15 protein-coding genes are annotated in these 13,618 nt (G+C 43.5%); 4 read left to right on the top strand and 11 right to left on the bottom strand.

All coding sequences use genetic code 11. The annotated features are described in order from the left end of the window. Position 1: 1 nt before the first annotated feature. From ACFVRY_RS26890 to ACFVRY_RS26875, 4 genes are all read right to left on the bottom strand, one after another. The gene (locus ACFVRY_RS26890; RefSeq protein ID WP_387503372.1) at positions 2 to 439 is read right to left on the bottom strand and encodes a MarR family winged helix-turn-helix transcriptional regulator; all 438 of its coding nucleotides are present in this window, start codon (positions 437 to 439) and stop codon (positions 2 to 4) included. A gap of 281 nt (positions 440 to 720) precedes the next feature. Beyond that, positions 721 to 966, bottom strand: coding sequence for a helix-turn-helix domain-containing protein (locus ACFVRY_RS26885; RefSeq protein ID WP_387503371.1), 246 nt, complete (start codon positions 964 to 966; stop codon positions 721 to 723). Then, positions 956 to 1,135, bottom strand: coding sequence for a YvrJ family protein (locus tag ACFVRY_RS26880; RefSeq protein WP_066366258.1), 180 nt, complete (start codon positions 1,133 to 1,135; stop codon positions 956 to 958). The genes ACFVRY_RS26885 and ACFVRY_RS26880 overlap by 11 nt, the downstream gene beginning before the upstream one ends. A 4-nt stretch (positions 1,136 to 1,139) precedes the next feature. Beyond that, positions 1,140 to 1,742, bottom strand: a complete 603-nt coding sequence (locus ACFVRY_RS26875; protein WP_387503370.1) for a sigma-70 RNA polymerase sigma factor region 4 domain-containing protein — start codon at positions 1,740 to 1,742, stop codon at positions 1,140 to 1,142. Positions 1,743 to 2,147: 405 nt separating this feature from the next. Between ACFVRY_RS26875 and ACFVRY_RS26870 the strand changes: the two genes are divergently transcribed. Then, complete coding sequence (locus tag ACFVRY_RS26870; protein WP_387503369.1) at positions 2,148 to 3,008, top strand: hypothetical protein; 861 nt, start codon at positions 2,148 to 2,150, stop codon at positions 3,006 to 3,008. A 47-nt stretch (positions 3,009 to 3,055) separates the two neighbouring features. Here the strand turns inward: ACFVRY_RS26870 and ACFVRY_RS26865 are convergent, their stop codons facing one another. Beyond that, positions 3,056 to 3,541, bottom strand: a complete 486-nt coding sequence (locus ACFVRY_RS26865) for a L,D-transpeptidase (protein ID WP_387503368.1) — start codon at positions 3,539 to 3,541, stop codon at positions 3,056 to 3,058. Positions 3,542 to 4,244: 703 nt separating this feature from the next. Between ACFVRY_RS26865 and ACFVRY_RS26860 the strand changes: the two genes are divergently transcribed. After that, positions 4,245 to 4,589 (top strand): hypothetical protein, encoded by a 345-nt coding sequence (locus ACFVRY_RS26860; protein ID WP_387503366.1) that lies wholly within the window; start codon positions 4,245 to 4,247, stop codon positions 4,587 to 4,589. Positions 4,590 to 5,060: 471 nt separating this feature from the next. After that, on the top strand, positions 5,061 to 5,693 hold the full coding sequence (locus ACFVRY_RS26855) for a hypothetical protein (RefSeq protein WP_387503365.1): 633 nt from the start codon (positions 5,061 to 5,063) through the stop codon (positions 5,691 to 5,693). A 419-nt stretch (positions 5,694 to 6,112) separates the two neighbouring features. On the opposite strand, the gene ACFVRY_RS26850 is transcribed toward ACFVRY_RS26855, so the two are convergent. Together ACFVRY_RS26850 and ACFVRY_RS26845 are read right to left on the bottom strand one after the other, a co-directional pair. Further along, positions 6,113 to 6,376, bottom strand: coding sequence for a hypothetical protein (locus ACFVRY_RS26850; RefSeq protein WP_387503364.1), 264 nt, complete (start codon positions 6,374 to 6,376; stop codon positions 6,113 to 6,115). A 24-nt stretch (positions 6,377 to 6,400) separates the two neighbouring features. Continuing rightward, on the bottom strand, positions 6,401 to 6,775 hold the full coding sequence (locus ACFVRY_RS26845; RefSeq protein ID WP_387503363.1) for a hypothetical protein: 375 nt from the start codon (positions 6,773 to 6,775) through the stop codon (positions 6,401 to 6,403). Positions 6,776 to 6,893: 118 nt separating this feature from the next. Between ACFVRY_RS26845 and ACFVRY_RS26840 the strand changes: the two genes are divergently transcribed. Next, a complete protein-coding gene (locus ACFVRY_RS26840; protein WP_387503362.1) occupies positions 6,894 to 7,121 on the top strand; it encodes a hypothetical protein in 228 nt (75 codons plus the stop codon). 160 nt (positions 7,122 to 7,281) lie between these two features. Here ACFVRY_RS26840 and glmS read toward each other — a convergent pair whose 3' ends face one another. The 4 genes from glmS to cdaA all read right to left on the bottom strand — a co-directional run bounded on the left by glmS (position 7,282) and on the right by cdaA (position 13,497). Then, positions 7,282 to 9,114: a glutamine--fructose-6-phosphate transaminase (isomerizing) gene (glmS, locus tag ACFVRY_RS26835; RefSeq protein ID WP_387503361.1), complete on the bottom strand. Its 1,833-nt coding sequence runs from the start codon at positions 9,112 to 9,114 to the stop codon at positions 7,282 to 7,284. Positions 9,115 to 9,733: 619 nt separating this feature from the next. Then, positions 9,734 to 11,074: a phosphoglucosamine mutase gene (glmM, locus tag ACFVRY_RS26830; RefSeq protein WP_387503360.1), complete on the bottom strand. Its 1,341-nt coding sequence runs from the start codon at positions 11,072 to 11,074 to the stop codon at positions 9,734 to 9,736. Between the two features lie 109 nt (positions 11,075 to 11,183). After that, positions 11,184 to 12,674, bottom strand: coding sequence for a CdaR family protein (locus tag ACFVRY_RS26825; protein ID WP_387503359.1), 1,491 nt, complete (start codon positions 12,672 to 12,674; stop codon positions 11,184 to 11,186). Next, positions 12,667 to 13,497: a diadenylate cyclase CdaA gene (gene cdaA / locus ACFVRY_RS26820; RefSeq protein ID WP_387503358.1), complete on the bottom strand. Its 831-nt coding sequence runs from the start codon at positions 13,495 to 13,497 to the stop codon at positions 12,667 to 12,669. Before cdaA ends, ACFVRY_RS26825 begins: the two co-directional genes overlap by 8 nt. Between the last annotated feature and the right edge of the window lie 121 nt (positions 13,498 to 13,618).

Genomic DNA, 13,618 nt, shown 5'->3' with positions numbered 1-13,618 from the left:
TTTATTTTCTCTCCAAACTATCTAAATTCTTCTTAATAGCCAACATAGAAGCGTGAATTTCGTTGATCTGTTTCCGTGATAAACCATGGAATAGTTCCACTAATTGCTCATCCGATTTTTTATTTATTTCGTTAAAAAGTGTTATTCCTTCAGAAGATAAACGAATCAGATAAGTCCTGCTATTAGAGGACGATTTCTCCTTAATAATCAGCCCATCTTTCTTTAGCTTTCTAATAATTCTGCTCATATAACTGCGATCAATATTAAGTAAATCAACCAGATTGTTCGCAATACATTGCTCCATCAGACCAATTTCTAGAATGACTCGTGCTTCTGTCAATGAGTATCCCGTATCTAATATTCTTCTATTAAATAGACCTAGTATATTCGTGTAATATCTATTGAATTGACGTATGTCTGCAATAATTTCACTATCCATGATTGCCTCCTTTTTAGTGGACTTTGTCTACTATTAATGTATTGTTTTTAGTGGACTTTGTCAACATTTTGACGAGTGGATTTATCGTTTCTCAAACCATGATTTACAATTAAGTAACTATTTAATAGAACGACTAATGAGATACTTAATAAAAAAAGACCCTCAAGAAGGTCACTTTTTTTCAAAGTGTCTTTTTTGAGGATCACAGTTACCCAATTAGGCCTTTCCTATACTAAGGATCAGCATATATATTATTTTAGGAATCACATATGTAAGATGAATTACGATTTATTCTGAAGGAGTTGGCAACAAAACTCGGTAAAGCCAGGTGTTTTGTTTATATCATAGGTTAGTATTTTCCCCATTATAGTTTCAATAATATTCTGCTCAAGATCATCTTGCCGATCTAGTTTAAATTTGCTTCTTGCGCTGCGAATGATAGGTTTAAAGCAGGAGATAATTTGCTGCATGGCGTCACTATCACCATTCTGAACTTGTAAAACTAAATCGAATAATTCAGTCTCCATGGCGTTCTCCACTCATATTTTTATTAATAACTTCTGTAAGCTTTAATATACTTTCCGTTAATGTCTCTAATTTTTTCTCAAAGCGCACAAGTAGATATCCAGTCAACACAATCGGGAATCCAATTTGACTTATTGCAGTAAGTAAATATGCTAGAGGTTGGGTCTCCATATCATCACGCCCCTTCCTGTATAGCAGATCGCAGTTTTTTTAATGCAAGGTTTCTAACCTTAGATACTGCCTGTGGTGTTACAGCTATCATTTTCGCAATTTCCTTGTCTTTATAGCCAAGAGCATAAGAAAGTGTGATAATCAACTGCTGTTTACTCGAGAGAGAAACGAAAGCATTTTCTAGACCCTCGTTGGATATAGCTTCTAAAAACTGAGAGGGATTACGATAGATCGGTTCAGAATCCGTTTTTGCTCCACTAGTTAGCAATAATTCTCCAAGAATTCCATTCCCCTCTTCGTCTCCAACTGGTTGATCAAAAATCAGTGGATTTCTAGAATCATTTTTCTGGTTCGATCGCATTTGTCCGAGCGTACAGTAATTGATCGTTGTCGACAGAAATTTAATAAATCGAATCTGAAAGAAATGCTTACGAAACCGAATCTCCAACTGTTCTTGACTCTCTAAGTCACCATCAAGCGACTTCAGAAGTAACTCAATATTCTGATCCTTATTAAAAAATTCCTGGATGATTCGCTCCGAAAAAATGGATTGGTGAGTACTAGAATAACTGCGGAATAATTCTTTTTGTCTCTCAGTTAGTGCCATTCGGATCACCCCCACGATTAATTCTTTCTACTATTAAGGTGTTTTTAGGGGAATTAAAAACAACCCAATATAACCAAACAATCCTATTTTTTTGATAAAAACCCCCTTTTTGGAATAATTATAGCTATTAATACATTTAACATCTTACTTGATAGAACTTCTGTGATAGGATTACAATATAATCCATTTGATTATTGTTTTTAGGTTCTTCTGACGGATTTGATGGTTCAGAATTAAATCCGATCATCAAAACTAACTTCTGGGACGAAGCGTTAAATAATTTGATTAATTTTGTTTATAATAGAAACTTTTCCCTTATTTTGAGCGTCTTTATTGGTAATAGCTGCTTCATATCCATTCGAAATAGCTAATAAATTTTACACAGGTGAAACGGAGGATTTTTAAGTGAAACAATTTAAACTGCTTGTTCTAGCTTTGTTTGTTATTTTTTCAATTGCAGGTTGTGCTAAAAACAACACCGGTAATTTATCCGGCAGCAATTCGAGCACGGAAAGCCCCTCAGCTCCTCAAAGCTCATCGGACAATTCAGGAAAATCCAATCAACCTGAGTCTAAAGCGTTAGATCCAGGACAGTACTTTGCTAATGAAAACAATGGCACTGTGAAGAATACTGACAAACAGTTTGAGTGGGTATCTGGAAGCATAAGTGTAACTTCTGAAAAAATTAAATCTAAAGATGTCGGTCCAGATTCGGAGCACTTAGGTGAGATCCTTATCAAGGAAGGAGAACATTCGTATAAATTCAATCCAAAGAATAATGAACGACAATTTCAGTCCATTTCGTTATCTGCAGATCAAAAGTTACTGGCCATTAGTTTGTTTAATGGAGCTGGATCAGATCTGTTTATAGTTGACCTCTCGAATGGAAATACGATCGACTTGAAAACTGAAATTACAACCAACACTAATGAAACTATAGAGACTGTTGCAGCCTATAACTGGTCTCCAACCGGTTATGACCTAGCGATAGCATATGGAGATACGAGCTCAAGTAAAATTGCTATCTATAACGCTGACAAAAACTCTTTTACCTTTGTCCCATCTCCATCAACCTTTATTTCAACAGCATTTGTACTATGGAACAAAGAGGGTCGTACCTTAGATTTTGTGAGCGAAAAACCATCTGATCAATATAAGCTGTACCGGTTTGATCTGCAAAATAATGAAGTTCATGATGTTGTTGACATCTCAAGAGATGACATTTCAAAGTTAGAAAATCTAAGTCCAAAATATATAGGAGAATAGAGAAAAAAACTTCCCTAGCCCATAAAGGCAAGGGAAGTTTTTTAAGCTTAGATGTTGGCGATTGTGATTTTCCCTTTACCACCGCCTGCATTTGTAATCGCATCGATCAGAGCCTTTTGATTGGAATTCTCCAAACGAATGCAACCATAGGTTGGGCGAAGTGGATACCATGTTAAAGAAGAATCTGTAGTGAGATCACCACCATGAATCAGAATTTCGTCTCTTCCTGCATCCTCAGCAATTTTCGCATTACCACTAAGAGCTGGATTCAACCAAACTCTTTTATACGGACCATATGAGGATGCTGGGGTATTGGCAGCGATGACGGACGTTTCATATTCCCCTGTTGGCACATCGGAATTTTTCTTTTTCCACTGGGTATGATCGTTTCCGTTGGCCGGATCGTTGGAACCGCGGCCAAGTGCAGGAACTGGTCCAAAAACAAGAGTACCTGCACTGTTGTACATCTTAAGCGTTCCCTTATTGTCCCGGTTTGACGAAAAGTTTGCCATAATATGATAGTTGTAAGCCATAAAAGTTTCCTCCTCAGAGCGTTGTTTTTTGGAGCAGAAGCGGGGTGCAGTATCGGTGAGCCCCTACTCGTCCGGGCTGCAATTCTGTTCCTACTTTATAAGTGATTTCTAGATACAAGAAATCAACCTTTCGATGGATTTTATCTTAAATTTTGAAGTTCCAGTCTCGTTTCCAACGCAAAAAAACACCTTCAAGGTGTTTTGATATGTCGTACATTATGAGTAAACATCTTCCTCTATCACTTGCTATTTCTCTATTCTGAGTCTTTTGTTCCAGGATGAATCCATGATTCGTTGCAACATCATTCGTCTATATTAAATAATGAAAAATGGTGTCCACATCGTGCGAGTAATAATTACGAAATTATTGATTTGTGCCGGGTTGCTTGCTACTATTGTCCTTCCGTTACAGGTTGGCTATGCTATCAACCAACTATCAGGTTGGATTTGAAGTCCTTGAAAGCTTCTCCGCTGCTTATGAAGAACGGAAACCTTTACTTGCCGATCAAGTGGCTGGAGCTTCATCAGCTCGTTAAAAGGGACTGAGAAGACTCTCGACAAATCCATCAAAATTGGAAATCATGAATTTAGTCGGGTTGAGTTTTCCGTTGATCTCCGTCCAGGACCGAATCCGCTACAGATTCATTCCAATAGCAATCCATCTGCAGACATCAACGTCAATCGTATCATTAAGGAGCCATCCGTGATTCCTGTCCGATATAACCATGATACGTATGCGAATAATATCGTGTTCAATAAGCCAACACAAGGCTACCTGCGGGTACAGGCTGGAGAAGCCATAGAAATTAGTGGATCTGTCATTACGAAAGAGAATATTCAGAGTCAGGTTCTTGTATTTCAATTGACGAAGTTTCAGAATGGGGACTATCAAACAAGCGGCAAAAAAACATTCGTTCAGATGAATGAGGAGCTAAGAAGTATACGCATGCAGGGCTATCCATTGGATAGCTCTTTTTTTAAAAAGATCACACTAGGCGATCCTTACATAGAATTGATATTAAATGGAGGGAAGAATAATGCCCGTTGAAGAAGCATGTGCTCCTTCTCTCCCACAGGTTTTGTTATCCTGCATTCATTGAATCCCCTCGGACTTCCTTCCTGCAAACGATCTATTTCGCATTTCGCCCAGCTGGCTGCATCACCGAGTTCAGCTACGATGGCAGCTGCCAACTTGTTACCAATATTCAGGATGTTTTTGACCGATTCCACTTCAGAGTAACTCCCCAGCTAGTTCCTCCATCTGTTTTTCCCAATGACTTAGTTGTTTTAACAATATTTTAACTATGGTTGTTTATTTTACAAGTCATAACACTTTATATAGTGTAAGCCAAATTGATCTGATAGAACGAGAAACGAGGCTGAGGTATAAGTTCCCACGTAAACTGCTGAGGGATACAGTCAGTTCAACGTGGTATCCCGAACCTACCTATACACTATTTCCTAGTAAAAATAACAACGAAACTACAATAAAAAACAATATGAGAGGAAGTAATGAATTATGGCAGAATATGCGAAGCTTGTAAAAATAAAAACCGATAATGTTAGTGACAAAGGGTTCAAAGCAACATTACAATTACCAAGCAGTAAAACCTTGCCAGGATCATATGATTATATTAATTTCTATGTTGGCCTTGGTACTTATGAATGCGGTATATCTTGTAAAGACCAGCCTGATTGGAAAGAGAATGGCGTATTAAAGTGGCGTGCTTTTGCGAATGGGGAAAGCAATACATCTTATGGACCAAATAAATACTCTGACGGTTCTATTGTCACAATTTCACTTGAAAGAAATGCACAGAACAAAGTGGAATTCAGGGTGAATAATTCTCTTGTGAAAACTTTCGATAAAGCACTCACTTCTTATACGAACTCTGCACGGCTAATCTTAGCTGCTTATCAAGCAACAGGGGCCACTCCACCACTAGCACCATGGAATGTTAAACACAATCAAGTGAGGGCTTATGAAATGAAATATAAAAATAGCTCAGATACTTGGACTGCCTTTACAACAGGTAGTAAAGTAACGACCGAAGAATGGCCATTAGGGGTAGCTACCCCTGACGGTAAAGTGTACACTCTAGATAAGACATATATTGGTAACTCCGACGTGTATGCATCTTTAAATAAATAATTTATTGTTGAACCAGAATAAAGGGCTCCCATTCGGGTACCTTTATTCTGGTCATTTTTCAAAATACTTAGCCTAAACTTCTAGGCTAGATTATTTCAGGTAAGTACTCAGTAAGCTCTAGTGGTCTCTTATTTTTCATGAAAATATTTGGCCCATCAGGTTGCACCACATTAGGATGTGTCGTCAAAAAGGCATACGGGAACAGAGGTAAAGTTGAATCACCTAATTCAGGAAAGCTGCGGCTTTTGTTTGCCTATAAACAAAGGAAGAACCCCAGCTATTTTACAAACCTTGCAGAATCAGAAGGAATGGCATCGATAATTGCGTTAAGTTCATCTGTCAGCCGATGAAGCATATCACGGCATCTCCAGTCGTCAGGAAGCAGCTCTGGCGGAAGCATGGGATCAATGAGATACAGTTCATTTGATGGTTTCTCCCAATGTTAGGAATAGGACAAACAGTTCCAATGCATACACCTCAGACGCAAAGGAAGAACGATTGTTCAACACAGCATTCAGAAGGGGTTCAAATTGCTCCTCATACCACCGCAGTTTCTCCTCATAGACTTGTGTAATTTCACTCAGAGACCAAATCTCCTCTGCCTGATTCGCGGTAATCTCTCCGTGTTCCAACTTTCCGGAAAATACAGTTACATATTGCCCGGCACCATGCTTATGAACCAATTCTGAAAACTCTTCCTGGTATGGTCATGGCGATACATAAACTCCGCTGTACAGCAGCCCTAGTCCCGTTTGGAGCAAATCGGCGCGTAATTGATCACGGCGTTTGCGCTGGGACTCCGGGAATGAAATTAGAACCAGATGCCAGGTTCCATCCCAAGTGGTGGAATAAAGCTCCGGTTTACGATTAATGGAGCGTATATACATCCGTCCAGATTCCGTAATGCTGTAGGTAGAACGAGAAAGGGTATCAACATACTGCTCTTTTTTTAGCCTAGATAGTCCATTACGTATATAAGGAGCAGAATATCCTCGCTTCTCATAAATCCGAATGAGATCCTGGGATTGCAATTGTTCTGCTTTGGACAATAAGAAAAGCATTTGTTTATCCACAGACAACATATTTTTCACCTCCTATTGACAAATCTACATAAAAACAGTCGACAACATAAATTTTGTTACAAATCAGCGCTGCTTCGTAAACATTCATCCTACCCCTATCGAAGGAGATTTGAAACTTATGAAAAAAACTACCTTGAAGTCTAGTAAAATCGCCTTGAGCATCGGGATGCTGTTAACCTCGTCCGTACCGCAAGTTTATGCAGCTGAAGATGTTGCACACTCTGCATCAAGTGTCCCTTGTGAAATTCCAATTAACAATGAAATTCGTTCTGATTTAATTTGTTTATTTTTCGAATGCTCTTTATTTTTGCTCCTAGAGTCACTATTCTCACCTCACTTATTATAAAAACAAAAACAGTCCCAATGTAGAGAATTATCTCATTGGGACTGTTTGCGTAGTACGTTTCAAATGAACTTTATATTGTTATTATTAGCGGTTCACGAGTTTTTTTACTGGTTCACGACTTTTATTTCATCAGACAAAATTTCCACAAAATCCCTATTCCTTACTCCACCGTAACACTCTTCGCCAAATTCCGTGGTTTATCCACATCGTGGCCCAGGGCCAACGATGCGTAGTAAGCCAGCAATTGCAGGGATACTACGGACAGAGCTGGTGTCAGCAGCGGCAGGGTTTGCGGAATAACAAACGCTTGGTCAACGGACTTAAGCAAGTCAGTGACATGCTCTTGGTGGGTGATCGCCATCACGTCTGCGCCGCGGGCTTTCACTTCCTTAATGTTGCTGACAGTTTTCTCAAGCACGCTCTCTTGAGTAGCTAGAGCGATAACTGGAACGCCATCTTCGATCAGCGCCAGGGTACCATGCTTCAATTCACCAGCAGCGTAAGCTTCAGAATGAATGTAGGAGATCTCTTTCAGCTTCAGCGATCCTTCTTGAGCGACTGCGTAATCTACGCCGCGGCCGATGAAGAAGAGGTGCTTGTGCTCGGAGATTTGCTCCGCATAGTTCTTGATGGCTTCTTTTTGAGCCAGAATTTCTTCTACTTGCTCCGGCAGGGAATCCATTGCTGCCAGGATTTCTTTCACCTGTGCTTCGGACTGTGTACCGCGAACTTCTGCCAAGTACAGACCCAGCAAAGTGAATGCGATCAGCTGCGAAGTGTAAGCTTTGGTAGAAGCAACTGCGATTTCCGGTCCAGCCAGGGTAACCAGTACACTGTCTGCTTCACGGGCGATGGAACTGCCCACTACGTTGGTAATGGCCAGTACATGCGCACCATTCGCATGGCCTTCACGCAGAGCTGCCAGGGTATCAGCGGTCTCACCAGATTGGCTGACTACGATAACCAGCGTTTCTGGGCTTACGATCGGAGCGCGGTAGCGGTATTCCGATGCGATGTCATTTTCCACTGGAATGCGAACCAGGCTTTCAACCAGGTTACGTCCAACGAGACCCGCATTGTAGGCGGTACCGCAAGCGACGATTTGAATGTTACGAATGTTCTTGATCTGCTCTTCAGTCAAGTTCAGCTCAGGCAGGATCACTTTGGTGCCTTCTGCGTTGATGCGACCGCGCATAGTGTCACGGTAAGCCTTAGGCTGCTCGTGGATTTCTTTCAGCATGAAATGCTCAAATCCGCCTTTTTCTGCGGTTACTGCATCCCAATCGACAGTAATCATTTCCCGAGAAATAAAGTTACCTTCAATCGTCATCAATTCGACAGCATCCCGTGTCAATACAGCCATTTCGCCGTCGTTCAAAATATATACGTTACGGGTATATTCCAGCAGTGCAGGAATATCGGACCCGATAAAGTTTTCGCCTTCTCCAAGACCGATAATAAGCGGGCTGGCTTGACGCACAGCAACCAATTTATCCGGCTCATACTCCGTCAGAACTCCCAGTGCAAAAGCACCGCGCATAAAGGTAATCGCTTTTTGTACAGCCTTCACGATATCCCCGTTATACTCGCGGGCAATCAGGTGGGAAATAACTTCTGTATCTGTCTCGGAAGTGAACTGGGCGCCTCCGGCGATCAGCTCTTCTTTCAGATCCAGGTAGTTCTCAACAATCCCGTTGTGCACTACGGAGAATTTGTGGCTATTGTCCGTGTGTGGGTGGGAATTCTCGTCGGAAGGTTTACCGTGAGTTGCCCAGCGAGTGTGGCCGATGCCAGCACTTCCGGCAAGTGGGCTGGTTTCCAGCTTGGATTGCAAGTTCGCCAAACGACCTTTTGCCTTGACTACTTGCAGACCTTCCTGGGTGAACACAGCGATTCCAGCGGAATCATAACCACGATACTCCAGCTTCTTCAAACCCTCGACCAAGATTCCTTGCGAATTCTGATTACCAATATATCCTACAATACCACACATTATATTTTCCCCCGTCCAAGTTATCGTAATGTGGGCGGCAATAGGAAAGAAACGTGCCGTGCGGCATGTTGATGAGAGTTAGCCAATATTCTGTTGTAATTCAGGCGCAACAAAATAAACTTTCACTACTTCACAAAATCATGAAATGTACAGCTTTCCCCTCTGCCGTGGCAGAACTATAGTGTTTCCCTCTGCTTGCGCACACCCATGAATGATTAATTTTATGCACCCATGAAAGCGTTGTGTGTAAGGTCGCCCTTGCATTTTCCGCTTGCATTTACGGCTCTGGTGCATCACCGGGAGGTCCCCGCCGAACATTTCGAACACCTCCACCTCGTCAGCTTACGTCTGCCGTGATCCGTTCAAGCTAATTAGCTTTCCCTTCTCCCCCGCGCAAGACCAAGCTCTGGCGCTTGTTATTGCCGATACCTCACGATCCTCGCTTTCCTTCTTGAATGAATGACACTTTATCTATTATATGCACCATGTCGTACTTTGGCAATGCTACTGACAATGTTTTCTTTCAGAAACAATGTCATCTTAATTTGAAAAATAATTGAAGAACATTAAACCGGTGCAGCGGTTCGCCCACCGGTTCACCGTTCATTATGCTTAGTAATTACACCAATTCACGTTGAACAACTTCTACAATCTGTCCTACATACCGATCCAGTTCATCCTTGTCCGGACCTTCAGCCATTACGCGAATGAGTGGTTCTGTACCCGATGGACGCACAAGCACACGACCGTTGCTGCCCAGCTTGGCCTCAACTTCACTAATAGCCGCTTCAATCGCCGGATTATCTGGATAGTTGGTCTTATCCTGCACACGCACATTCACAAGCACCTGCGGATATTTGGTCATCATAGATTTCAATTGGTTCAGCTTCTGACCGGAAGCCTTCAACGTATCCACCAATTGGATCGCTGTAAGAATACCGTCACCAGTTGTATTGTAGTCCAGGAAGATTACGTGACCAGACTGCTCACCGCCCAGATTGAACCCACCCCGGCGCATTTCTTCCATCACATAACGGTCACCTACCGCGGTTTTCGCTGTGTTGAGGGACAATTGCTCAGTCGCCTTGTAGAACCCAATGTTACTCATAACTGTGGACACAATAGTGCCATCTTTAAGCTTGCCTGCACGGTTCATCGCATCCCCGCAAATACACAGAATGAAGTCACCGTCTACTTCGTCACCTGCATTGTCAATAGCAATCAGGCGGTCAGCATCCCCGTCAAAAGCAAGTCCCAAATCCGCGCCATGCTTCAGCACTTCCTCACGCAATTTATCCGGATGTGTGGAACCGTATCCGTCATTGATATTCAGCCCGTCCGGCTCCGCTCCGATAGCGATAACTTCGGCTCCCAACTCACGGAACAGTCTTGGTGCCAGCTCGTATGCCGCGCCATGTGCACAATCCAGCACGATTTTGATACCTTTGAAATCCTGAGAGATGGTTGTTTTCAAGTATTCCAAATAAAGATATTTAGAATCATGGTCGATAGTCACTTTACCTAGACCGGAACCTACAGGGCGTGGCAGCTCGTCTTTTTCCGCATCCATCAATTCTTCGATCTGCAGCTCAGTCTCATCCGTAAGCTTGAAGCCGTCGCCTCCAAAAAATTTGATTCCGTTATCCTCTACCGGATTGTGTGATGCAGAGATCATAACCCCTGCGTCAGCCTTAAGCAGACGCGTAATATACGCTACCGCCGGTGTGCTAACTACACCCAGTCGGATGACTTCCGCCCCAATGGATAGCATGCCTGCTACCAGTGCTGATTCCAGCATAGGACCGGAAATACGTGTATCCATTCCAATAACAACCTTCGGTTTCTCCACATTTCCTGTCAGTACATATCCACCGCAGCGGCCAATGCTATAAGCCATTTCTGCTGTCAACTCACGGTTCGCTACACCGCGAACACCGTCAGTTCCAAAATACTTCCCCATGTCTTTTCTCCTTTGATTATGCTGCTATAGCTTAATGTATAATATATGCTTAAACTGTCTTCGGGTGTCATCAAGAAACACCTGTATAGACATCTTGTTCCCATAAAAGTTAGGTTCCGCCTGTACCCGTAGCCTCTCCGTTGCTCCCGGTACCTGCGTTCCCATTGGTTGAACCACTATTATCAGAATGCTGTTCTGTAGGAGTCGGTGTCGGCGTTCCAGCTGTATCTCCACTATGTGTCGGCTGGTCCCCCGGGTCCTTGCCCTCCCCTATAACTGGCTCAGCACTTGGTTCAGGCGTATTCTGGGCTCCCCCTGTGCTCGAGTCCTGTGAAGGTTCTGTGGACACTTCTGGTGTCGAGGAGGAGTCCTGCAACTGTACAGTCGCTTTAAGCTGCTGACCTGCCGGTTGCTTTAGCGCAATGAACTTGGGCAGAGAAACCTGAAGGGTGACATCATGCGTACCGGCGGTTAAATTGCCAACGTCGGCAACAACGCTGATCTTGTCCACATTCAGCTGATTCAGGAGATCAGGTGCCCCCGATACGGTTAACGAAAGGGTCTGATCAGCAGGATCTGTTATGATCGCCTTCAATCCAGCAGCCGCGCCTTCCAGCTTTATGGGTACCCCTGCAAGGGTACGCTCGGCATTCTCGGAGGTCTTCACTGTCACATTGACCTTGCCCGGCTCGATTTTATCAATGCCAGTTGGAGGTACCAGCTCCACTTTGAGCTGCTCCGTGCCCGCCGATTTAATCTGGCTAAGATTGACGGTCGCCTCGTAGGCTGTCAATGTTGCCAGCGCTTCTTTCTGACCATATACAGTTACCGAAGTCTGATCCGCTTTCACCTGGGACAACACCAATGAATCGGGCAGTTGGCCGGTATAGCCGATCTCCAGCGGTACGCTTTTAAACGGAAGGGTGATTGGAATTTCTACCGAGACGTAGGCTGGCTTGATCACCGCATCTTTAATCTCACTTCCGTTGCTGTCATAGGCGAACAGCTTCATTCGCTTCTCCTTGAAGGTCTCACTGTCACCATCAAGCTCAACAGTCCCCTGCACCTTGGCAACCTTGCTCAGCTCACTGGCGGCGAGAGTGACCTCTGCTTCCCCTGTTGGCTGAATCACCGGTGTGCCAAGCTGATAGCCCTGAGCGGGCGTTCCTTTGGTCAATAAGGTAATTGGAAAAGCCTTTGTATTACGCAGCTCCACGTGAACATTCACTTCATCCGGCGTCAAGGACTCTAGAGTCACACCATTGGGAAGGGAATAGGACAACGGGAGTCTGTTATTTCCCGGCTTCACCTTGCTAAGATCAACGGTCACCTTGTAAGAATCGGAGAACTTATAAATCAGATCCGATTTCTTCCCCCGGACCTCCATTCTCACACTATCGACATCCAAAGGTTCCATCACGTATTTATCCTCGTCAAAGCCGGTCATTTCGATCTTCACATTCTCAATAGTCTTCGTCTCCATACGTGGGGTCGTCTGGGAGACAGGAGCTGTATCGGCATGAACCATAGCCCACAGGATAATCCCGAGCGCTAGTGCCAGTATCTTGTTGAAGTTATTGTTGTTCATCCATTTATTCATCACGCTTGTCCCCCTTCCGTTTCCAGAAAGCAGAACTCTTCTCCTTGAGCGGAGAACTCGCGCTTAATTCTTGATACAGCTTGGAAATTAGCGATTCTTCCTTGATATCCCTCACAATCTGACCATTGATCGCCAGAGAAATCTGTCCCGTCTCTTCCGACACCACAACCGACACAGAATCTGCCACTTCACTGATCCCGATCGCAGCCCGGTGGCGCGTACCCAGCTCTTTGCTGATAAATGGATTCTCGGACAGTGGCAAGTAACAGGCAGCAGCCGCAATCTGATTGCCCTGCATAATGAGCGCTCCATCATGCAGTGGAGTATTGGGGATGAAAATATTGATCAGCAGCTCGGAGCTGACGGCCGATCGCATAGCTATGCCCGATTCCGTGTATTCGTTAAGTCCCGTGGCTCGTTCGAACACGATTAATGCCCCTATTTTTCTATGAGATAGATAGTTCACGGCTTTAATGACTTCGCCGACCAGCTTGCCGACCTCCTCATCGCTCTCCGCACCACGTCCGAAAAACTTCCCTCGCCCAAGCTGCTCCAGACCACGCCGCAGCTCCGGCTGGAAAATAATGAAGATGGCAAACACCCCAAATGTATAAATCTGATTCATCAGCCATTTCAGCGTGTATAAATCAAGGATTGTGGCGAATGCCCAGATGAGCACAAGCACCAGAATCCCTTTTAACAACTGAACCGCCCGTGTACCCCGGACCATATTCAGCACTTTGTAGATGATATAGCTGACAATCAGAACATCTATAATATCTTTAAAGGACTCTTTCCAGGTAAGGTCCATGAAATAACTCATTGCTCAAACCCCCATCAATTCAAATTAGCTGGGTTTATTTATGTAAATGGCTAACAGTGCCATAATATATCTAGGTTATAACGTTCACGCCCAGGTTGCAAGTTTAGCCCCCCTCACAAAT

This window comes from Paenibacillus sp. NPDC057934 (genome assembly GCF_042887565.1).
In the GTDB taxonomy this organism is placed as follows: domain Bacteria; phylum Bacillota; class Bacilli; order Paenibacillales; family Paenibacillaceae; genus Paenibacillus_AQ.
This window is presented reverse-complemented; position numbering and strand designations above follow the sequence as displayed.

Excerpts from the sequence above, each read along its gene's own strand:
- ACFVRY_RS26865 (WP_387503368.1), bottom strand. The coding sequence starts at position 3,541 with ATGGCTTACAACTATCATATTATGGCAAACTTTTCGTCAAACCGGGAC.
- cdaA (WP_387503358.1), bottom strand. The coding sequence starts at position 13,497 with ATGAGTTATTTCATGGACCTTACCTGGAAAGAGTCCTTTAAAGATATT.
- ACFVRY_RS26840 (WP_387503362.1), top strand. The coding sequence starts at position 6,894 with ATGAAAAAAACTACCTTGAAGTCTAGTAAAATCGCCTTGAGCATCGGG.
- ACFVRY_RS26875 (WP_387503370.1), bottom strand. The coding sequence starts at position 1,742 with ATGGCACTAACTGAGAGACAAAAAGAATTATTCCGCAGTTATTCTAGT.
- ACFVRY_RS26825 (WP_387503359.1), bottom strand. The coding sequence starts at position 12,674 with ATGAATAAATGGATGAACAACAATAACTTCAACAAGATACTGGCACTA.
- ACFVRY_RS26855 (WP_387503365.1), top strand. The coding sequence starts at position 5,061 with ATGGCAGAATATGCGAAGCTTGTAAAAATAAAAACCGATAATGTTAGT.
- ACFVRY_RS26845 (WP_387503363.1), bottom strand. The coding sequence starts at position 6,775 with ATGTTGTCTGTGGATAAACAAATGCTTTTCTTATTGTCCAAAGCAGAA.
- ACFVRY_RS26890 (WP_387503372.1), bottom strand. The coding sequence starts at position 439 with ATGGATAGTGAAATTATTGCAGACATACGTCAATTCAATAGATATTAC.
- ACFVRY_RS26880 (WP_066366258.1), bottom strand. The coding sequence starts at position 1,135 with ATGGAGACCCAACCTCTAGCATATTTACTTACTGCAATAAGTCAAATT.
- glmS (WP_387503361.1), bottom strand. The coding sequence starts at position 9,114 with ATGTGTGGTATTGTAGGATATATTGGTAATCAGAATTCGCAAGGAATC.
- glmM (WP_387503360.1), bottom strand. The coding sequence starts at position 11,074 with ATGGGGAAGTATTTTGGAACTGACGGTGTTCGCGGTGTAGCGAACCGT.
- ACFVRY_RS26885 (WP_387503371.1), bottom strand. The coding sequence starts at position 966 with ATGGAGACTGAATTATTCGATTTAGTTTTACAAGTTCAGAATGGTGAT.